The sequence below is a fragment of the Chryseobacterium angstadtii genome, assembly GCF_001045465.1.
GTDB lineage: Bacteria > Bacteroidota > Bacteroidia > Flavobacteriales > Weeksellaceae > Chryseobacterium > Chryseobacterium angstadtii.
On the sequence record NZ_LFND01000003.1, the window covers coordinates 794,028 to 814,354 of the forward strand.

The 20,327-nt window shown below is 39.3% G+C and carries 19 protein-coding genes; 13 read left to right on the plus strand and 6 right to left on the minus strand.

Translation table 11 applies throughout. The annotated features are described in order from the left end of the window. Window positions 1-22 precede the first annotated feature (22 nt). Entirely contained in the window at window positions 23-1,627 is a 1,605-nt protein-coding gene (locus tag ACM46_RS11405; protein WP_048506761.1) for a glycoside hydrolase family 10-like protein, read from the plus strand. Between the two features lie 87 nt (window positions 1,628-1,714). Here the strand turns inward: ACM46_RS11405 and pdxR are convergent, their stop codons facing one another. Continuing rightward, on the minus strand, window positions 1,715-3,214 hold the full coding sequence (pdxR, locus tag ACM46_RS11410; protein WP_048506762.1) for a MocR-like pyridoxine biosynthesis transcription factor PdxR: 1,500 nt from the start codon (window positions 3,212-3,214) through the stop codon (window positions 1,715-1,717). A gap of 139 nt (window positions 3,215-3,353) precedes the next feature. On the opposite strand from pdxR, the gene ACM46_RS11415 reads away from it, so the two are divergent. From ACM46_RS11415 to ychF, 9 genes are all read left to right on the plus strand, one after another. Beyond that, a complete protein-coding gene (locus tag ACM46_RS11415) occupies window positions 3,354-3,965 on the plus strand; it encodes a lamin tail domain-containing protein (RefSeq protein WP_157859451.1) in 612 nt (203 codons plus the stop codon). Window positions 3,966-3,976: 11 nt separating this feature from the next. Further along, the gene (dcuC, locus tag ACM46_RS11420; RefSeq protein WP_241485999.1) at window positions 3,977-5,332 is read left to right on the plus strand and encodes a C4-dicarboxylate transporter DcuC; all 1,356 of its coding nucleotides are present in this window, start codon (window positions 3,977-3,979) and stop codon (window positions 5,330-5,332) included. A gap of 3 nt (window positions 5,333-5,335) precedes the next feature. After that, on the plus strand, window positions 5,336-6,478 hold the full coding sequence (iadA, locus tag ACM46_RS11425; protein WP_048506764.1) for a beta-aspartyl-peptidase: 1,143 nt from the start codon (window positions 5,336-5,338) through the stop codon (window positions 6,476-6,478). A gap of 6 nt (window positions 6,479-6,484) precedes the next feature. Next, window positions 6,485-7,783, plus strand: a complete 1,299-nt coding sequence (locus ACM46_RS11430) for a porin (protein ID WP_048506765.1) — start codon at window positions 6,485-6,487, stop codon at window positions 7,781-7,783. Window positions 7,784-7,796: 13 nt separating this feature from the next. Beyond that, window positions 7,797-9,350, plus strand: coding sequence for a M14 family metallopeptidase (locus ACM46_RS11435; RefSeq protein WP_048506766.1), 1,554 nt, complete (start codon window positions 7,797-7,799; stop codon window positions 9,348-9,350). 4 nt (window positions 9,351-9,354) lie between these two features. Further along, window positions 9,355-10,572: a porin gene (locus ACM46_RS11440; RefSeq protein ID WP_048506767.1), complete on the plus strand. Its 1,218-nt coding sequence runs from the start codon at window positions 9,355-9,357 to the stop codon at window positions 10,570-10,572. Between the two features lie 49 nt (window positions 10,573-10,621). Then, on the plus strand, window positions 10,622-11,872 hold the full coding sequence (gene dctA, locus ACM46_RS11445) for a C4-dicarboxylate transporter DctA (protein ID WP_048506768.1): 1,251 nt from the start codon (window positions 10,622-10,624) through the stop codon (window positions 11,870-11,872). Window positions 11,873-12,048: 176 nt separating this feature from the next. Beyond that, window positions 12,049-12,600, plus strand: coding sequence for a ferritin (locus ACM46_RS11450; protein ID WP_048506769.1), 552 nt, complete (start codon window positions 12,049-12,051; stop codon window positions 12,598-12,600). Between the two features lie 203 nt (window positions 12,601-12,803). Beyond that, the gene (gene ychF, locus ACM46_RS11460) at window positions 12,804-13,895 is read left to right on the plus strand and encodes a redox-regulated ATPase YchF (protein WP_048506771.1); all 1,092 of its coding nucleotides are present in this window, start codon (window positions 12,804-12,806) and stop codon (window positions 13,893-13,895) included. Between the two features lie 88 nt (window positions 13,896-13,983). Here ychF and ACM46_RS23505 read toward each other — a convergent pair whose 3' ends face one another. From ACM46_RS23505 to ACM46_RS23510, 3 genes are all read right to left on the minus strand, one after another. Next, a complete protein-coding gene (locus ACM46_RS23505; protein ID WP_173426479.1) occupies window positions 13,984-14,151 on the minus strand; it encodes a hypothetical protein in 168 nt (55 codons plus the stop codon). A 47-nt stretch (window positions 14,152-14,198) separates the two neighbouring features. Continuing rightward, window positions 14,199-14,390, minus strand: coding sequence for a hypothetical protein (locus ACM46_RS23110; protein ID WP_117614430.1), 192 nt, complete (start codon window positions 14,388-14,390; stop codon window positions 14,199-14,201). 152 nt (window positions 14,391-14,542) lie between these two features. Then, complete coding sequence (locus ACM46_RS23510; protein ID WP_173426480.1) at window positions 14,543-14,707, minus strand: hypothetical protein; 165 nt, start codon at window positions 14,705-14,707, stop codon at window positions 14,543-14,545. A gap of 143 nt (window positions 14,708-14,850) precedes the next feature. On the opposite strand from ACM46_RS23510, the gene ACM46_RS11465 reads away from it, so the two are divergent. From ACM46_RS11465 to cls, 3 genes are all read left to right on the plus strand, one after another. Further along, a complete protein-coding gene (locus tag ACM46_RS11465) occupies window positions 14,851-15,789 on the plus strand; it encodes a helix-turn-helix domain-containing protein (protein ID WP_048506772.1) in 939 nt (312 codons plus the stop codon). Between the two features lie 98 nt (window positions 15,790-15,887). Then, window positions 15,888-16,652 (plus strand): SDR family NAD(P)-dependent oxidoreductase, encoded by a 765-nt coding sequence (locus tag ACM46_RS11470; RefSeq protein ID WP_048506773.1) that lies wholly within the window; start codon window positions 15,888-15,890, stop codon window positions 16,650-16,652. A 117-nt stretch (window positions 16,653-16,769) separates the two neighbouring features. Beyond that, window positions 16,770-18,233, plus strand: a complete 1,464-nt coding sequence (gene cls / locus ACM46_RS11475; RefSeq protein ID WP_048506774.1) for a cardiolipin synthase — start codon at window positions 16,770-16,772, stop codon at window positions 18,231-18,233. A 4-nt stretch (window positions 18,234-18,237) separates the two neighbouring features. On the opposite strand, the gene ACM46_RS11480 is transcribed toward cls, so the two are convergent. Both ACM46_RS11480 and ACM46_RS11485 read right to left on the minus strand, forming a co-directional pair. Beyond that, window positions 18,238-19,386: a methionine aminotransferase gene (locus tag ACM46_RS11480; protein WP_048506775.1), complete on the minus strand. Its 1,149-nt coding sequence runs from the start codon at window positions 19,384-19,386 to the stop codon at window positions 18,238-18,240. Between the two features lie 110 nt (window positions 19,387-19,496). Then, window positions 19,497-20,303, minus strand: coding sequence for a hypothetical protein (locus ACM46_RS11485; RefSeq protein ID WP_048506776.1), 807 nt, complete (start codon window positions 20,301-20,303; stop codon window positions 19,497-19,499). Window positions 20,304-20,327 lie beyond the last annotated feature (24 nt).

Here is a 20,327-nt window from a genome sequence, read left to right on the forward strand (position 1 = left end):
AATCCTTTTCAGACCACAACGTATGAAAATCAATACCATAAAATTAATTTATCTTCTGGGTGCATCAGCCTTTGTAAGTACTTCATGTGCAGCAAACAAAATACCTGCTACGGAAGTGCCTGCAAAAAATACAGCAAAACCCAACACCAACTCAGCAAAACCAAAAGACCCTGTAAAGCCTATAGCAGCAATTCCTCCGGCCGAAGAAAATTTCAGAACCACTCTTCCTGAAGTTAAAAGAGAATTTCGCGGAGCCTGGATCGCAAGTGTAGCCAATATCAACTGGCCTTCAAGAAATAATTTAACCGTCGATCAGCAGAAAGCAGAAGCCATAAGCATGCTGGATATGCTTAAAGACAATAATTTTAATGCCGCCATCTTTCAGATCAGACCTTCTGCAGATGCACTTTATACAAGCAACATAGAACCCTGGTCGTACTTCCTGACCGGACAGACGGGAATTGCTCCTTATCCTAATTATGATCCTCTTCAGTTCTGGATTGAAGAAGCCCATAAAAGAGGCCTGGAGCTGCACGTATGGCTGAATCCTTACCGTGCCCATCATACCAACGGAGGTTCTGTAAACAGCCTTTCCATGGCGAATAAGCTTTCCGATATCGTGATTAAATTAAAAAACGGAATGTATTGGTTTGATCCTGCCAATCCCAAAACACAGGGCCATGTTTCGAATGTAGTAAAAGATATCGTGCAGAGATATGATATTGATGCCGTACATTTTGACGACTATTTTTATCCTTATGCCACCTACAACAGAGGAGCCGATTTCCCGGATAATGCAAGTTGGAACGAATACCTGAGAAACGGAGGAACATTATCCAGAGCAGACTGGAGAAGAGATAATGTGAACAGATTTGTAGAAAGGATCTATAAAGAAATTCACGCAGAAAAAAATTATGTAAGATTCGGAATCAGTCCGTTTGGAATCTGGAAACCCGGATATCCTGCAGGAATCGTTGGTTCTTCCCAATATGACGAATTGTATGCGGATGCCAAATTATGGCTGAATAAAGGCTGGGTAGATTATTTTTCGCCACAGCTGTACTGGCCTATAGATTCAAAAGGACAGGGTTTTGAAGCTCTATTGAACTGGTGGAAGTCTGAAAATACAATGAACCGTCATTTATGGCCCGGACTGAATACTGTTGAAATCAAAGTATCAGACCGTCCTGAGGAAATTAAGAACCAAATAGAAATCTCAAGACAGGTCCTAAAAAACGATGCTGGGGAAATTCACTGGAGCATTGCCGGACTTACAAAAAATCCCAATATGCTTCCCGTATTGAAAAACGGTCCTTACAAAGAAAAAGCTCTTGTTCCGAAAACTCCGTGGATAAAGGCTGTTCCATTGCAGACTCCGACTATATTTGTGACGGATAATGGAAGTTCTGTGAAAACAAGCTGGAGTATTAAGAACATCGGAGACGTTTTCCAATGGGTTCTTTTTACTCAGTACAATGGCGTTTGGGAAACAGAAATTCTTACATTGGATACCCTTTCAAAAGATATTCTGAAATTTAAAGACGGAAAAAAATTAAATGCAGTTGCCATCAAAGCGGTAGACAGACTTGGAAATGAAAGCGATTACATGGCGAAAAAGATCAAATAGCTGGTTTCTTTAGCAAACTTCATTGGTCGTAATATTATTAGGACATTCTCTGGTTAGGATGTCCTGTTTTTATAGAGTCTTAGCCTGCTACCAGATATTTTTTATCAGTTTATTATACACCTGGGCAATCTCTATGATTTTATTTTGCATCAGATGTTTTCTTACTGCTGTATGCCCCAGAATAATCCCGTTTCTGGCAGAAGATATAAAACACTTGCTGTAGGGGTGGGCAATAATCTGATGGTCTTTAAGGATACTCACCAGTTTCCTGTCATCCAGTGACTGGTCTATATTCCCCAAAAGATGAAGGCTTCGTACCCCTGAGTCTTGCAGCCTGAAGGATTCATGAATGTTCTCGGTAAGGACCGTTTTAAATATGTACTCACGTTCTTCCGCAGCATCAATTACATTTTTGATGTGATTAAACAGATAATTTCTTTTTATAAATTCACTCATCACAATCTGATTGGAAGGCGAAACAAACCTGTGGGAATGCTTTTGGAGAGCCTTTATCACATCCAGAAGATAATAAGGTACAATCATATAACCCAGCCTGATGGAAGGGTGCAGCAATCTGTTGAAAGTACCCAGGTAAACTACCCTGTCATGATGATCCATTTCAAATAGAGAAGGATCTTTTAGTCCCCAGTTGCTGATTTCATGATCATAATCATTTTCTATGATGATTGATCCCTTTTCTGTAGCCCATTCCAGAAGATCCAGCTTTCTTTTCCGGCTCATTTTAATTCCTGTCGGATACTGATTGGAAGGAGTAACATGGATGATCTTGGGTTTTATTTCTTCTGGAAAAAGATGAACATTAATCCCTTCTTCATCTACTTCTAGTGCATGAAGCTCTGCATTCAGGCTTTTAAAAATAGAGTGTACATTGGGAAAGGTAGGGTTTTCCATGATCACCGGATCACCGGGATTGATTAGGGCGGAACCTACTAAAAATAACGACTGCAGGGAGCCGGATACAATGATGATCTGCTCAGGATTACATTGGATGCCCCGCATTGAGTAAAGATATTCCGCAATATTTTTTTTGAAATTGATGATGCCGGACACATTGGAATAGTTCAGAGAAGATGCCTTTACATTGCGCCAGTAGAGATTGTAGAGATTCTTCCATTGGTTGATTGGGAAAATATCCAGCGGAGGAAGCCCCGGCCTGAAAGCAATATACTGGTCTGAAGTAGTATTCATAATATGAACATTGGACTGAAAGCTTTTTCCGGTATCAGATATGGAAGGATATCTTATTTCCGGATTTATTTTATCCTTTGTATCAACGTCTTTCTTCACTCTTTCCAGAATGATATAACCAGCCCCTTTTTTTGACTCTATAAGCCCTTCAAAAACAAGCAGCTCATAAGCTTTTATCACCGAACTCCGGGACACCTTCAGAAGCTCCGCAAGAACACGGCTGGAAGGTATTTTTGTGCCTGTGAGGATTTTGTTTTGTTCAATAATATCTCTGAAAACTTCCTTAATGGTTAAATATTTAAGCTGATTTTTTTTAAATTTTTTATAAAACAGATCAGGAGATATAAAATTGCTAATATTTACGACTGGTATGCTCATGTTCTGGGTATTGGTATGTACAAGTTACTGAAAACTTTGTTCATTTTTGTTTTTGTTAAATAAAAAATAATTAAAACACTTTAACGGTAAGAAATCTATAATGATCACCCGTTATCGAACAAAATATAAAGTAATCATCATGAAAACGAATATTTCCTTACTTCTCAGTTTTGTATCTTTTTTACTTATTGCCTGTAAAACAGATGATGTGATGATGGAAGATGCCATTGTATCAGATCCACTCATCATTAACGAAGTTCTTTATGACCCGTCCAATGTAGCTCTTGAAGGGGATGCTAACGGAGACGGAAAATACAGCCAGGAACAGGATGAGTTTATTGAGTTTTTCAATACCACCACTACAGCATTGGATGTAAGCGGGTACAAAATTTTTGATGCAACCGGGCTTACCAATAATATTCCCGTTCATGTTTTTCCTGCCGGAAGCATAATTCAGCCGCGTAAAGCTTTAGTTGTTTTCGGAGGCGGTACTCCATCCGGAACCTTTGGCGGAGCAGTAGTGCAGACTTCCACTACAGGAAACCTCAGTTTGAATAATGAAGTTGATTTTATCACAGTTACTGATGCTGCAGGAACTACTGTAGCTACCTTTGATATTGGTCCGCTTTCAAACAATCCTAATGAAGCTTTTACAAGAAATCCTGATATTACAGGAAGCTTTGTTCAGCACAGTTCGGTAAGCAGCAGTCTTTTTTCACCGGGAAAGAAGAATAATAACTCTAATTTTTAAAAACAAAAATTATGTATTCAGGTCCTCTTATTTCCATTGTATTTATTGGTATTGTAGCATATTTGCTGATCAAAAAATACTATCCGCATGCTGTTTTATTATCAGCAGGAATGTTGATGCTGGTTATCGCATACTATCTTCCCGGTCACAATCCCTTTCCGAAATCTAGCGGGTTTGTTGGCTTTGATGCTTTTGCGGCCGTAAAAGATTCATTCGTAAAAACCAATACTGATGTAGGGCTTATGATCATGGCTATCGGTGGATTTGTGGCTTATATTGATAAGATAGGAGCGTCAACTTCCCTGGTATATCTTGCTATGAAGCCCCTGAAACTATTCAGAAAGTATCCTTATGTGGCGGCATCGCTCACCATTCCCATCGGGCAGGTTCTTTTTGTGTGTATTCCTTCGGCAGCCGGGTTGGGACTTTTGCTTATGGCTTCCATATTTCCTATTCTTGTTAATCTCGGAGTAAGCCGCTTATCAGCAGTATCCGTTATTACAGCAAGTACAGCCTTATGCCTTGGACCGGCTTCACCTACCACGGTAAGTTCTACTTCCATTTTACAGATGGATCCTATTAACTATTTTGTACAGGAGCAGATTCCGCTGGTAATTCCCCTTACCATAGTAATGATGGTTGTCTATTATTTAGTCAACAGGTATTTCGATAAAAAAGATGATTTTACAGAAAAGGAAGGCCATTCAGAAAATATAGAGCTTACAGCCCCTTTGTATTATGCACTTATTCCGGTACTTCCGATGATTTTACTGATCATGTTTTCAGATATATTTGATTTTTTAGGAGTAAAAATAAGCATCGGGACTACTACTGCTATGTTTGTAAGCCTCTTTGTTGCGATAATCCTTGAATCCATCAGAAAAAGATCCGTAAAAGAGGCCTTTAAGACCATGAATGTTTTCTGGTCCGGAATGGGAGATATCTTTAAAACGGTGGTTACCCTGATCATAGCAGCAGATATTTTTGCGCAGGGGCTCATTCACCTTGGATTTATTGATGGTCTTATTGATCTTACGCAGCATTTGGGATTCGGAGCAATAGGGATTGGTGTGGTGATGGCTATTATGATTTTTCTTGCTGCAATGCTGATGGGAAGTGGAAATGCCGCTTTTTTTGCCTTCGGCCCGCTTATCCCGGATCTGGCAGGCAGGCTTGGAATAAAAACGGTTTCTATCCTTTTGCCCATGCAGTTTTCAGCAACGTTGGGGAGGACGGTTTCTCCGGTTTCAGGGATACTTATTGCGGCGGCAGAAGTCGCCAAAGTGCCCGTCATAGATCTTGTCAAACGGAATATCATTCCCGTTGCAGTAACCTTAATAATCATGTTAATCTACCAATTTATTTAAAATATGCTTACACTTATAAAAAACGCAGAAGTTTACGCTCCTCAGCATCTGGGGACAAAAGATATTCTTATCGGATCAGGAAAGATTATTGCCATAGAAGATCAGATAGATGCCCATCCGGCATTCTCTGACATCATAGATGCCTCGGGAAAAATCGTGACACCGGGTTTTATCGATCAGCATGTTCATATCATAGGTGCAGGCGGTAAATACGGATACGCTTCCATGACACCGGAAATTATGCTCAGCGAATTGGTATCATGTGGTACCACAACCGTAGTAGGCCTTCTGGGAACAGATGGAACAGCAAGAAGTGTTAAAACCCTTTACGCTAAAGCCAAATCCCTTACCGATGAAGGAATCAGTGCTTATATGTTTACCAGCTATTTCAGTATAGATCCCGTTACTATTACCTCCAATATTCAGGATGACATGATCTTTATTGATAAAGTATTGGGATGTAAAGTGGCTATAAGTGACGAAAGGTCTTCTTATCCCACAGCAAGAGAGCTTCTGAAGCATTTACGTGAGGTAAGTGTAGGAGGAATGATTTCAGGAAAAAAAGGAATTCTTCATATTCATCTTGGAAGAATGTCTTCACAGATTGATGTGTTGATGGAGATCGTGGAAAAATATGAATACCCCATTGAACATATTTCCCCTACGCATGTAGCCAGAACCAAAGAACTTTTCGATCAGTCATTGAAATTCGCTGCATTGGGAGGAATGATTGATATTACAACAGGAGCATCTCAATATACGGAGCCTTACAAATCTGTGCTGTATGCATTGGAACAGGGAATTTCCATTGATCAGCTTACCTTCAGCAGTGACGGAAACGCAGGTCTGGCAAAGCTGGATGAAAATAAAAAAATGATAGGCTTCAGAAAAGCTCCGGTTCACCTTAATTACGAACAGTTTAAAGCCCTGGTTAAAGAAGGAAATTTGCCCATTCAGGATGCCATTAAGCTTATTACTTTCAATCCTGCTAAGAACCTTGCTTTAAAAAATAAGGGAAGAATAGAAAAAGGCTGTGATGCTGACTTATGCTTTATGGATAAGGATTTACAGCTTACGGATGTATTTGCAAATGGCAGACAGATGATGTCAGACGGAAAGATCATAGTGAAAGGAAATTTTGAATAACCTGATATGAAAAGGTTTTTAATTTTTGCTCTTATGGTATTTTGGGCTACCTATATTTCCGGCCAGATCCGGTTGGAGAAATACAATTTTGGAGAAGGGCTCCAGTTTACGGGTGATAGCGGATACAAAATGCAGCTGGACGGTTTTATCCAGCCTTACCTGGAAACAAGGAAATTTTCCAACAGCGATGATCTTTATAACAGGTTCAGAATGCGCCGTTTCAGGGTAAGATTATCCGGGACTTCTGAAAATGAAAAATTCAAATACAGACTCCAGGTAGACCTCAGTGGCTCTACCGAGGCAGATGTTGATGAAGGAGGCAATACCATGCTTCTCGATGGTTTTGTCAGCTATGATATTAATGATAATTATACGGTTACATTTGGGCAGAAAGCTACTCCCACGGATAACCTGGAACTGGGAATGAGTTCACAAACGCTGCAGCTGCCGGAGAGGAGCCGGGTTACCTCTGTGTTTTCGTCTATCAGGGAATTCGGATTATTTATTGATGCCTCCTATAAAATCAGAGGAACTGATGTGCACATCAAACCTTCACTTGCCGTTACCAACGGAGATGGGATGAATGTTTTTAAAAAGGACAGAGGTGGGCTTAAATACGGAGGCCGGATCAATATCCTTCCGCTCGGGCTTTTCAGAAATTTCGGGCAGTTCAGACAGGGCGATTTGATGAGAGAGCTCACTCCGAAACTGTTGATAGGATTTACCTATAGCTATAATAACGGAATCAGCGACAGAAGAGGAAGAGAAACCGGAAGCATTCTGTATCTTGATGCAGACGGGAATGAAGCCCTTCCGGATTATGAAAAATTCGGAATCGATATGTTGTTCAAATACAAAGGATTTTCCCTGTTGGGAGAATATGTAAAAGCCAATGCACATGTGGGTGATGATATTACCCAGAGAGTACGAAATGACGGATCATTAACTCCCGATTTTGCAATAGACGGAATTCAGGATGTTGGCAATTATGTAAAAAACAGGATGATGCTGGGATCAGGTTTTAATTTGCAGGCAGGATATATTTTTAAAAATCTGTGGTCTGTGGATGCCCGGTACACTCATTTAAAGGCAGATAAATATTCATACCTGAACAACGCCGCTTTTTATGCCCGTCCCAATTACTATACATTAGGCATTACAAAATATCTTGGGAAAAATTACGGAGCAAAAATCCAGCTGGCAGGTACTTACGTGGATGCTGATCCTACCGCAACGGATAATGACGGAATTTTGATTAATGGGCACGAATGGATCGGTACTCTGGTATTTACAGTAGGTTTTTAATAAAGAAAAGAGCATGAAAAGTATAATAAAATATGCATTGATACTGGTATTTCCTGGAATGGGGCTGGCCCAGGTATTTAATCCGCAGAGTAAAAAAGTAACAGAGACGTTTTTCCCTGAATTTTCACAGGAAATCACTACGCCGGCTTTTCAGAAGAAAAAAGGTTTTACGAAATATAAAGAAATGATGTCTTTTTTACAGAATCTGGGGAGCAAGCATAAAAATATAATGAAACTGTCTTTTGTAGGAGAAAGCCAGAAAGGAAAGAAGATCCCGTTAGTAATCCTGAACAAAACATCCACCGTTGAAGATAAAATAAAAATATGGATCCAGGGCGGAATTCATGGTAATGAACCGGCAAGTACGGAAGGAGTCCTGTACCTGATTCAGGAATTGCTTGAAAATCCGGAATATTCACAACTCCTGGATAAGCTGGAAATAGGCATCATTCCTATGGCGAATATAGACGGCTACGAAATGCAGGAAAGAACGGCTGCGAACGGCATGGACCTGAATCGGGATCAAACCAAACTTACTGTTCCGGAAAGCATTTATTTAAAGCAGGCATTCAGTGATTTTAATGCGGAAGTGGCTTTGGATTTCCATGAGTTTCATCCGTTCCGGACAGATTATCTGCAAATGGGGAAGGCCGGATATACTGTTCCTTATGATGTGATGTTTCTGTATTCAGGAAATCTTAATGTACCGGGATCTTTAAGAGAACTTACGGAAAATACATTTGTGAAAAATGCAGAAAAATTTTTAGCAGAACATCAGCTTTCAGCTCATGATTACTTCACTACATCTAAAGACAACGGGTATACAGTATTCAATCTTGGATCCATCAATGCACGGGCAAGTGCCACATCATATGCCCTGAGTAACTGTGTATCTTCCCTGATTGAAGTAAGAGGAATTGATATAGGAAGAACCTCATTTAAAAGAAGAATCGCTACTACTTTTTTCATTGCAGTTTCCTATATGCAGTCGGCTGTACAAGAGAAAGAGAAACTAAGGAGTATTTTAAAAGAAGCTCAACAGGAAAATAAAGACGTCATCATCAGATCTTCCAGAAAACCAACTCAAAAAGAGCTGGACTTTATTGACCTTTCCACCAATAAAATAGTGACAGAAGAAGTAAATATCCGCAATGCCTTAAGGTCCAAACCTATTTTAACCCGGCCAATGCCAACTGCCTATCTTATTTTGCCGTCTGAAAAAAAGATGATCGAAAAACTGAAGATTCTGGGAGTAAAAGTTGTACAAACCCAGCAGCCTGAAAAACTTGAGGTTGAAAACTATATAGTAACCAGGTATAAGAAAGCCGCTGTAAAATTTGAAGGAACATTTGAACAGACTCTGAGTACGGAAAATCATTCAGTAACAAAAGATTTCCCGGCAGGAACCTACATTGTTTATACCAACCAGAAGAATAAAGGACTGGTCTTCGAAACCGTAGAACCTGAAGCAGACAACGGCTTTGCAGCGTATGGAGTACTGAAAGCAGCTTTAGGGGATGAGCTTCCCGTGTACCGATATATGAATTCAAAACTTTTATCCAATTAACGAAATGAAGAAAATAGCAATATATATAGCATTGATTTTCTTTTGCACAATAGATGCACAGAAAAAGAAAACTGAGAATACAGCGAATTTTGAATTGGGTTCCGGACTCAATTTCAGCTTTGAAGACAATAATTACAGGTTTACGATAGGAGGATTTCTGCAGCCTGCCTACACTTACAGCAAAATAACGGATAAAAAAGGAACCAATGAGCTGAATGTTCAACGGGCTTATTTTTCCCTGGGAGGCAAAGCAGTGAAAGAGAAAATAAGTTTCTTTATCCAGACTGATTTCAGCCTGAGCCAGCCTTTGCTGGATGCTTGGCTCGCCTATCATCCCACTGAGAACATTTCCATTACGGCAGGACAGAAAAGAACTCCACTGAATAATAAAGAAATGAACATCAACGAGAGCCAGTTTCAGTTTACGGAGAGAAGTCTTTTAAGCACATCACTCACCAATACGGGCAGGGAATTCGGGCTCTTTGCAGATGGAAGATTTCAGTTGGGAAGCTTTGGAATAATTCCTCAGCTGGCGATGACCTCAGGAGACGGAAGAAACTCTTTCGGAAGCAATTCAAGGGATACGGATCGGGGAGGTCTGAAGTATGGAGCAAGGCTGGACTTATATCCACTGGGCTTTTTCAGTGAGGGGAATGAAGAGGCTATTGCAGATTTGCTTCATGAGCCCAACCTGAGGATAGCAGCAGGAGCAGCAGCATCTTACAACAAAGGAGTGAGCAGTCCGGTAGGTGAAGGGCATGGAGACTTCAGCCTTTATGATGCCGGGCAGAAACTGAAATACCCGGATTATCGCAAGTTTTATGCAGATCTTTTACTTAAATACAAAGGATTTTCTCTGTTGGGAGAATATGCGAATGCCAATGCCACGGCCCTGGATGGAATATATACCAATCAGACGGCCACAGACCTGTTGCGGCCGCAGCAAATCAGTTCTTATTTGGTATTGGGAGATGCGTATAATGTCCAGTTGGGATATGTTACATTAAACGGTTGGGCAGCAGATCTGCGCTATTCCAGAATATCTCCGGAATTTAAAGATTTTGAGAATTCTGTAATGAAAGATGTTTCAGCATATACTCTGGGTTTAACCAAATATATTAAAGGAAATAATCTGAAGATACAGGCAGCAGTCTCCAGTCTACAGTATACAGGTGATATTAATGAATTAAAAGCAGACCTTGTTTTCCAGATCGTTTTTTAATAACTACTTCTTACGGTTGTTTTTTACAGCCATTTATCTTTTTTAAACAATGAAAATAATAAAAAGTTTATATTTTCAGGTTATCATAGGTATCCTGACAGGAATTGTACTGGGGATATTTTACCCTGATCTGGCCGTAAAACTCAAACCTATGGGAGACGGGTTTATCAAGCTCATCAAAATGGTGATTGCTCCGCTGATCTTCTGTTCCATCGTAATAGGAATTGCCGGAATGCAGGATATCAAAAAAGTAGGAAAAATAGGTCTTACCTCCATTATCTATTTTGAGATTATGACCAGTAGTGCCTTGCTTATCGGGCTTGTTTTTGTTAATTGGATTAAACCCGGAGAAGGGATGCACATTCAACCGGAAAGTCTGGACGGCTCATCTGTTTCCTCATACATTAAGCAATCGGAGCATACCAAAAGTACGGTAGAATGGCTGCTGGATATTATTCCTGAAAATGTTATTGCATCCATTGCTTCGGACAATTTGCTGCAGGCTCTTTTCTTTGCTGTAATTTTCGGTATTGCACTCACCAAGATTGGAGAGAAAAATGCTGCTCCTGTCCTTAATGTACTGCAATCCTTTTTGAAAGGCTTGTTTGCTGTCATTAAAATGGTGATGTATCTGGCTCCGTTCGGGGCGATGGGGGCGATGGGATTTACGATTGGGAAGTATGGCTGGGAATCATTATCTTCTCTCGGACTGTTGATGATAAGCTTTTATCTTACCTGCATATTCTTTATCGTTTTTGTAATTGGTGGAATTCTTTATTTCTATACGAAGATCAGCATTTTTCAGCTTCTGAAATATATAAAGGAAGAACTCTTCATTGTATTGGGAACATCTTCTTCCGAAACCGTATTGCCGGCTGTGATGCAGAAGCTGGAAGAGGCAGGCTGCTCCAAACCCGTTGTGGGATTGGTTATTCCTACAGGCTATTCATTTAATCTGGATGGAACCTGTATTTACCTCACTATGGCAGCCGTATTCATTTCCCAGGCGTTGGATATGCACCTTACATGGCAGCAGGAAATTACATTATTATTGGTACTTCTCCTTACTTCCAAGGGAGCAGCCGGGGTTACAGGAAGCGGATTTGTTACTTTGGCAGCCACTTTACCGGTTGTAGGGCATGTCCCGGTAGAATCGGTAGCGCTGATTTTGGGAATAGACCGTTTTATGAGTGAAGCCAGAGCCTTGACGAATGTAATCGGAAATACAGCTGCCACAATTATTGTAGCCAAATTTGAGAAAAATCTCGATGAACAGGTTCTCTTTGAAAAGATGAAATAAACGTATTTTTACAGGAATCCAATAGAGTTTCTATTTTAGAATAACTATAAACTGAATGATTAATTTGTTTTAAATCAATCAATTGCGTGCTGTGTTCAAAATAGGGGATAGGAAAATAAAACACCCACGGACCCATTTTTGTATTATTATTTACATAATCACAAAAATATAGTATTATGAATACGAACAGACTCTCCAAAACAATTGAAAAAGCACTTAGTGATCAGATGAACAAAGAAATTCACGCGTCCCATGTTTTCCTGTCTTACGGAATATGGGCAGATGATAAAGGATATCAGGGTATCGCCAATTTCCTTTACAGACATTCGCAGGAAGAAAGAAATCACTCCATTAAATTTATGGAGTATGTGCTGAACAGAGGAGGAAAGCCCAAAGTAAGTGCCATTCCGGCTCCTCCCGCTGATCCGGATTCTCTGACAGCCTGTTTCGATGGGGTATTCAAACATGAGGTAGATAATACAACGGCTATCTACAAAATTGTTGACCTCGCTCTAAAAGAAAAAGACTGGGCCACCTGGAATTTCATGCAGTGGTTTGTACAGGAGCAGATTGAGGAAGAAACACTGGCTGCCAGCCTTATAGATAAACTTAAAATTGCAGGAGGAGACAGAGCAACGGATGAATCTTTATTTACTTTAGATAAAGCGTTACAGGAAGCTCCGAATGATGTCCTGCTGGCTCAGGATGCTACAGGAACCAATCCTTAAAAGCCTTTTGGTGAAGAGAAATTTATTTGAAAATCTGTCAAAATATGAGCAGATTTTTTTATTATGAATCTCCCTTTAAAATCACTATCTTTGCAGGCTGAAAGTTCAATGGTCCTGAGCAGATAAAGGATAACTTTACACGTAAGACCCTGAACCATGAACTTTAATCGTATCATTGAACATTAAACTTTGAATTTTACAATATGAAATGTGGAATTGTAGGCCTTCCGAATGTAGGTAAATCAACGCTTTTTAACTGCCTGAGCAATGCAAAAGCACAGTCTGCGAACTATCCTTTCTGTACCATAGAACCGAACTTAGGAACGGTATCTGTACCGGATCACAGATTGTTTGAACTGGAGAAATTAGTAAATCCTGAAAGAGTACTTCCGGCTGTAGTTGAAATTGTTGACATTGCAGGTCTTGTAAAAGGAGCCAGCAAAGGAGAAGGTTTAGGAAACCAGTTCTTAGCCAATATCCGCGAATGTGAAGCCATTATCCATGTTTTAAGGTGCTTTGACAACGGTAATATCATCCATGTGGAAGGTTCTGTAGATCCAATGAGAGACAAAGAAATCATTGATATCGAATTACAGCTTAAAGACCTTGAAACTGTTGGAAAAGCTGTTGAAAAAGCTAAAAAATTCATCAAATCCGGAAAGAAAGATGATATTCTGGTATATGAAACGCTTCAAAGTCTGGAGAAATTCATTGAGAATGGTAAGAATGCAAGAGAGTTTCCGGTCAATGACTTAACGAAACCTATCATTGATGATATTCAGCTTTTAACCAAAAAGCCTGTATTATATGTTTGTAATGTAGATGAAAACTCTATCAAAAACGGAAACGAATGGATAGAGAAAATTGATGCAATGGCTAAAAACGAAGGGGCAGAAATTGTGGTACTAGCAGCACAGATCGAGGCAGATATCAACGAGCTTGAAACCTATGAAGAAAGAGAGATCTTCCTTGAAGAACTTGGTCTTGAAGAGCCGGGAGTAAACCGTCTGATCAGAAAAGCTTATGATCTGTTGAAACTTCAGACCTATTTTACTGCCGGAGTGAAAGAAGTTAGAGCCTGGACAATAGGACAGGGATGGACAGCTCCACAGGCTGCCGGAGTAATCCACACCGATTTCGAAAAAGGTTTCATCCGTGCGGAAGTCATCAAGTTTGATGATTATGTAACTTATGGCTCGGAATTAAAAATTAAAGAAGCCGGAAAACTTTCGGTAGAAGGTAAAGAATACATCGTTCAGGATGGTGATATTATGCACTTCAGATTCAACGTATAAAAGTATATTAAAGTTAGTTATAAATAAAAGCCGCTTCAGAGACCTTCTCTGAAGCGGTTTTTGCTTATTTTAAGTTGTAGAAGGTAGTCTATATGGGATCTATGATGATCACCTGGCACTGAACTTCCGCACAGCCTCTTCCATATTTTCTGCATTCCCCTGTTGCAGGATCAATACACATTTCTTTACCTCCTGTAATAACTCTTAACTCTCTTTTGGTTAATTTTTTCCCGTTGTTTAAACTGTTGTTTTTCATGTTTATCTGGTTTTAGTTTGTTTAAATTTTAAAGAGCTGTTTGTAGACTAAGGTTGTGGTCTGCACTCTTTTTGTGCACAGGATTTGGAAATAATTGTGCATCCGTTTGGATCCGAAGAAGGCTCACATGGATAGTCAGGGCAAAGAACAGGCTGTACACAGTTCAGTAAACCTCCGGCAATTGTTTTTAATTGTTTTTTACTTAGTTTTTTTCCGCTCTGTAAAAATAGGTTTGTCATTATTATGATTTTTAGTGTGTTAGTTGGATGACTAAGTTATGAAAAATATTCACATATATCACCTAATGAAGAAAAAATATTCTAATGTGGCAATTGATAATAAAAATGCATAAAAAAACCGCTCAATCACTGAACGGTTTCTGTTTTAATTTCTATAAAGGATCAATGATAGGTCTGCACTGTAGCTGAGCGCAGCCCATTGATATTTTCCTGCAGCCTCCGGTCATGGGATCAATACAGTCCATTAATCCTCCGGTGATGCTTCTTAACTGCTTTTTGTTCAGTTTTGTTCCTTTCTGTAAATTCTGATTTTTCATTGTTTTGATTTTTAGTGAGTTAGTTAAATCTAAATTAAAGAAAATATTTAAAAATACATCACCGGATGTAGAAAAAAGTAAAACTGAATTTTATTTTCAAATCCCGATAACTTTGTATATTTGAATTTTACAAATTGCCGGTTATGGAAAAAATGGCTCATGCTTCCCTTGAAGATTTTTATAAAGAGATGGCAGCCAAACTGGGAAAAGACCTTGAAAGTATCTTCCCCAAAGGACTGCACAAAGATATCGGACACTTTAATGTATTCGATATCAGACAAACCATTGAAAGGGTAAAAGCAACCTCCGAAATGCCTTACAACAGAAGGAAATACTATAAAATCAGTCTCATCAGAGGGCGGAACAGGGCAGAATATGCAGATAAAATTATAGCTATCAAAAAAAATGCATTGTTATTTGCAACACCAAAAGTTCCGTATCACTGGGTTCCTGAAGATCCGGATCAGTCGGGGAGTTTCTGTGTATTTACAGAAGATTTTTTTATTAAGGCCCAATCCCGGTTTTCACTGGAAGAACTTCCTATTTTCCAGCCCGGAAATATCCCGCTATTTGAGATTGATGATGAACTGGCTAATGAAATAGAAATCCTGTTTACCAAGATCAAAAAAGAAATAGATTCTGATTATGTGTTCAAATATGATCTCATCAGAAATTATGTTCTGGAACTTATTCATTATGGACAGAAACTTCAGCCTGCTGCAAAGCTTTCGGCTTCCAATGATGCTTCATTAAGGGTGGTTTCATTATTCATTGAACTTCTGGAAAGACAGTTTCCTATAGAATCTTCCGAACAGAGGCTGCGTTTGAAAACCGCAAAAGATTATGCAGACAGACTGGCGGTTCATGTGAATTATTTAAATAAAAAATTAAAAGAGAGCACAGGAAAAACAACCACCGAACTCATTGCAGATCGCATGGTGCAGGAAGCTAAAATTATGCTGAGACAAACCAGATGGAATGTTTCAGAAATTTCTTATGCGTTGGGGTTTGAAGAAATTGCCCACTTTTCCAATTTTTTTAAAAGAAAAACATCCTTCACTCCAATGGAATTCCGGTCATGATTTGAATTTTGCAAATTTCAGATTGATTCAGGCAAGTGTTTCCTCTCCGGAATTTCCCAACTTTGTACCATTAAATAAAAGAAACAAACAATAAAAAGATGAATACAAAATCAAAAATTGCATTAATAACCGGCGGAAGCCGTGGATTGGGAAAAAACGCAGCTCTTAAAGTGGCTCAAAAAGGGCTGGATGTTATTATTACCTATAAAAACAGCCGTGAAGAAGCCGATGCAGTGGTAAATGAAATCAAAGGAATGGGACAAAAAGCCTTTGCCCTTCAATTGGATACCAGAGACGTAAAAAGCTTTGATGCATTCGTGAAAAACGTTACAGATCATTTGGAAAGTGAAACCGGAAGCTCCAACATCGATTTCCTGATCAATAATGCGGGAACAGGTTTATATTCTCCCATTATGGAAACTACAGAGGAGCAGTTTGATGATATGGTCAATATCCACATTAAAGGTGTTTTTTTCCTGACACAAAAAATGCTTCCTTTTATCAATGATGGTGGCGGAATTGTTAATATTTCCTCAGGGCTTGCGAGATTTGCCCTGCCGGGATCATCCGTTTACGGTTCCATGAAAGCAGGTGTTGAGATGCTTACCAAATATATGGCAAAAGAACTTGGAGCCCGTAAAATCAAAGCTAACGTTATTGCTCCGGGAGCTATCGAGACCGATTTTGGCGGCGGTAGAACCAGAGATGATCAAGGAGTGAATTCAATGATATCCAGTATTACGGCGTTGGGAAGAGCCGGACTTCCGGATGATATAGGAGGTATTGTAGCTTTCCTTTGTACGGATGATGCAGGATGGATTACGGGGCAGAGAATAGAGGCTTCGGGAGGAATGTTTTTGTAGAATCTAAAAAGCAATAAGGCTGAAAGGCAAAAGGGTAAAAAGGTAAATAAGCAAATAAGCCTTTTTACCCTTTCGCCTGTTTACCCTTTTACTTATCTTTATATAAAAATAGAACCCATGTTTAAAGAATTTCTAGATCAGTTTCCTTACATTCTTATCGGTCTGGAGGTTCTTTATCTTTTGGGAATTATTTTTCTGTCGGGTAAAATCATTATGGATACCCGGAATACCAGTAAGACGCTTGCCTATTTAATGCTGATTATCTTTCTCCCAATCGTAGGAATCATTATCTATTTCGTATTTGGGGTGAACTATAGAAAAAATAAGTTCTATACGTTCAAAATAGAAAGAAACGAACAGGTTTATCAGGCGGTAAGCAACTATATCCGCAAGACCCATGATAAGACATTGGAAACTCATAAAGAAGTTATAGACCCTTTTTTAACGACGGTTAATTTTCTCTACAAGGCAGGTCATTCCCCGCTATCGGAAGGAAATCATGCGGAAGTACTGATCAATGGGGAAGGGAAATTTGAAAAGGTTTTTGAAGTTCTTGAAAAAGCTGCTCATCATATCCATTTGGAATATTATATCTATGATAATGACGAAATAGGAAACAGGCTGGCCGATTTGCTGATCAGAAAAGCAGCGGAAGGAGTGGTGATCCGTTTTCTTTACGATGATATGGGCAGCGGAAAAATAGGAAGAAATCTGTTGAAAAGATTGAAAAACGGAGGAGTAGAAGTATCTCCGGTGAATAAAATCACGTTCAGGTTGCTGGCGAACAGAGTTAACTACAGAGACCACAGAAAAATAATTATTGTGGATGGTGCGGAAGTTTTTACGGGCGGAATCAATGTTTCGGATAAATATATCAATCCTAATTCCCATCAATATTGGAGGGATGTTCATCTGTATATGAAAGGGGAAGCCGCTTTCTATTTTCAGTTTTTATTTTTCAGCAACTGGATTTTTGCAACGGAAAAGATTCCTGAAATCTCACCGCTTTATTTTACAGGAAAAAAGGAAAACGGAACTTCGCTTATTCAGACTGCGGCCAGCGGTCCGGATACCAAACCTTCCATTATGCTGAGTACAGCTTCTGCAGTACTTTCTGCCAAAAAAAGAATCTATATTGTTACGCCCTATTTTATTCCGGTTGAAACCGTTCTGAATGCCATTAAACAGGCTGCCATTTCGGGAGTAGATGTAAGACTTATGGTTCCGAAATCCGGTGATTCAGTCATTGTTAACGCGGCGGCTTATTCCTATTACGAAGAACTTTTGGAGAGTAACGTAAGGGTTTTCTTTTATACCAAAGGATTTATTCATGCCAAAACCATGATCATAGACGATCTCTTTTCCTCAGTCGGAACAGCGAATATGGACGTCAGAAGCCAGGAATTGAATTTTGAGGTCAATGCTTTGGTTTTTGATGAAAAGATCAACGGAAAACTTCAGGATCTGTTTCATGAAGATATGAAGGACTGTGAAGAAATTTTCCTTGATTCATGGAAAAAAAGGCCGGGTTACAAAGTCTTTTTTGAACATATGGCCAGATTGCTTTCTCCTCTTATATAAAAATTTAAAGTCTGGAAAGATTTTCTATTGCTTTCTCTAATGTTTCCTGTTTCTTCGCAAAACATAATCTGATGACATGATCATTTCTTTTGTTTTTGTAAAAAGATGAAAAAGGTACACTTGCCACCTTATGATTGATCGTTAATTCAGAAGCAAAATCAAAATCATTTTTATCAGAAATTTTATCATAGGTAAGTGCCTGGAAGTAGGTTCCTTCACAATCGAGGAGCCCAAAAGAGGTTCCGGCAAGCCCTTTTCTTAAAAAGTCTCTTTTTTCCTGGAAAAAATGGTTCAGGTTTTTATAATGCTCATCATTTTTCATGTATTCCGCTAAAGCCAGCTGAATGGGCGTATTAACACAGAAAACATTGAACTGGTGTACTTTCCTGAATTCATCAGTAAGGTTTTTAGGAGCTGCACAATAACCGGTTTTCCAGCCTGTGACATGGAAAAGTTTCCCGAAGGAAGCCACAAGAAGACTTCTTTCTTTCAACTCAGGATACTGGCAGATACTCAGATGCTGTTTCCCATCAAATACGATGTTTTCATAAACTTCATCACTCAGGATAAGGATTGAGGTGTCTTTGACAAGTTTGATAAGCTCCTGAAGATCATTTTCCTTTAAAATCCTTCCCGAAGGATTATTCGGATTATTCAGAATGATCATCTTCGTTTTTTCATTAACCAGATCTTTTACGGTATTCCAGTCGATTTCATAATCCGGAGCTTTCATTTCAAAACGTTTTACAATTCCTCCGAAAAGCTCTACCGTAGGTTCATAGCAGTCATAAGCCGGTTCAAAAATAATCACTTCATCATCTTTTTTTACAAAAGTGGCAATCGCCGTAAAAATAGCCTGAGTTCCTCCAGCTGTAATTGTGATTTCAGAATCCGGATGGTAGATGGCCTGATGGCTGTTTTCAATTTTTCTGGCGATCTCTTCCTTTAACGGGATCATTCCGCCCATCGGAGCGTATTGATTGAATCCTTTTTTAATGAAATAGTCTACGTGATTCAATAGTTCAGCATCGGGCATGAAATCCGGAAATCCCTGAGAAAGATTAATCGCTTCATTTTCATTGGCAAGCTGCGTCATCTGGCTGAAAATAGTAGTGCCTACATTAGAAAGTTTGGATAGAGGAAGTTGTATCATGAAGATCTGTTTTGGTGATCCGAATTTAATTTATTTTTTGCAATCATGAAACAGACTTATGCAAAAAAGGCCGTTTCTTTCGAAACAGCCTGCTATTTATTTTGCGATATTTAAAACAGAATCATGGATTCTACTTTGTTGTTTACAAAACCAAGAATTCCCCAGAACATGACGGTAGAGCCTCCCCATCCGGAAAGAGATACCAGATGTTTTCTGAAAAACTTTTTATCATAAAGGTGTTCCACCATATAAAGATGCTGTCTCTTGTAGCATCCTATTTTATTATTCCAGTTGTCGAAGAACCAGAATCCTAGAGTAGGAGTTAGTGGTGACATCACATATTTGTTGGATCCGTAAGGAACAATATCATCATACACTCTAAGCCATCCCGGACCAAATGCTCCGAAAAATAGCTGATACTGCTGTTTTTCAAAGTTGTAATAACTATCCGGAAGCTGTTCTCCCGCTTCAGCCATCTGAACTAATCCGTTTACTTCGGCGTATTTCTGAATGGATTCATTAAAAGCTTTTGTTTCGCGGAATTTCAAACCGTTTTGATCTCCGTAAATAAGATACTTTTCTTCGGTTGTAAAAGTTCTCACGGTAATCAGTGCAGACTGGTCGACCGGATTTTTTACCAGAGAAGCAACCGGGAATTTGTCTTCCAGATTATCAATGACATTCACTGGCTGTCCGTCTGAGAAATACTGGATTTTAATTTTATTAACGTCTATGCCGTCCTGTGCAAATTCTTGTACTACCTCTGGCGGTGGAGGAGGAAAGTTGGAAGATTCATTCTTGCTTAAAACGGTGGATTGAGCAGCCGGCTCTTCAAGTTGTTCGTTGTTGTCGCGGCATCCCGATAAAAGGAAAAGGCCGGCAGACAATGCTAGAATTGCAATGTTTCTGATTTTCATAGTATTTAGTTTTATGGTTGGTTG

Bases quoted from the DNA above. Each gene is read 5' to 3' on its own strand.
- ACM46_RS11405 (WP_048506761.1), top strand. From the start codon at position 23: ATGAAAATCAATACCATAAAATTAATTTATCTTCTGGGTGCATCAGCC.
- ACM46_RS23510 (WP_173426480.1), bottom strand. From the start codon at position 14,707: ATGAAAAATCAGAATTTACAGAAAGGAACAAAACTGAACAAAAAGCAG.
- ACM46_RS11480 (WP_048506775.1), bottom strand. From the start codon at position 19,386: ATGATACAACTTCCTCTATCCAAACTTTCTAATGTAGGCACTACTATT.
- dcuC (WP_241485999.1), top strand. From the start codon at position 3,977: ATGTATTCAGGTCCTCTTATTTCCATTGTATTTATTGGTATTGTAGCA.
- ACM46_RS11440 (WP_048506767.1), top strand. From the start codon at position 9,355: ATGAAGAAAATAGCAATATATATAGCATTGATTTTCTTTTGCACAATA.
- ACM46_RS11485 (WP_048506776.1), bottom strand. From the start codon at position 20,303: ATGAAAATCAGAAACATTGCAATTCTAGCATTGTCTGCCGGCCTTTTC.
- ACM46_RS23110 (WP_117614430.1), bottom strand. From the start codon at position 14,390: ATGACAAACCTATTTTTACAGAGCGGAAAAAAACTAAGTAAAAAACAA.
- ACM46_RS11465 (WP_048506772.1), top strand. From the start codon at position 14,851: ATGGAAAAAATGGCTCATGCTTCCCTTGAAGATTTTTATAAAGAGATG.
- cls (WP_048506774.1), top strand. From the start codon at position 16,770: ATGTTTAAAGAATTTCTAGATCAGTTTCCTTACATTCTTATCGGTCTG.
- ACM46_RS11470 (WP_048506773.1), top strand. From the start codon at position 15,888: ATGAATACAAAATCAAAAATTGCATTAATAACCGGCGGAAGCCGTGGA.
- ACM46_RS11450 (WP_048506769.1), top strand. From the start codon at position 12,049: ATGAATACGAACAGACTCTCCAAAACAATTGAAAAAGCACTTAGTGAT.
- ACM46_RS11435 (WP_048506766.1), top strand. From the start codon at position 7,797: ATGAAAAGTATAATAAAATATGCATTGATACTGGTATTTCCTGGAATG.
- ACM46_RS11430 (WP_048506765.1), top strand. From the start codon at position 6,485: ATGAAAAGGTTTTTAATTTTTGCTCTTATGGTATTTTGGGCTACCTAT.
- pdxR (WP_048506762.1), bottom strand. From the start codon at position 3,214: ATGAGCATACCAGTCGTAAATATTAGCAATTTTATATCTCCTGATCTG.
- ACM46_RS11415 (WP_157859451.1), top strand. From the start codon at position 3,354: ATGAAAACGAATATTTCCTTACTTCTCAGTTTTGTATCTTTTTTACTT.
- ychF (WP_048506771.1), top strand. From the start codon at position 12,804: ATGAAATGTGGAATTGTAGGCCTTCCGAATGTAGGTAAATCAACGCTT.
- ACM46_RS23505 (WP_173426479.1), bottom strand. From the start codon at position 14,151: ATGAAAAACAACAGTTTAAACAACGGGAAAAAATTAACCAAAAGAGAG.
- iadA (WP_048506764.1), top strand. From the start codon at position 5,336: ATGCTTACACTTATAAAAAACGCAGAAGTTTACGCTCCTCAGCATCTG.
- dctA (WP_048506768.1), top strand. From the start codon at position 10,622: ATGAAAATAATAAAAAGTTTATATTTTCAGGTTATCATAGGTATCCTG.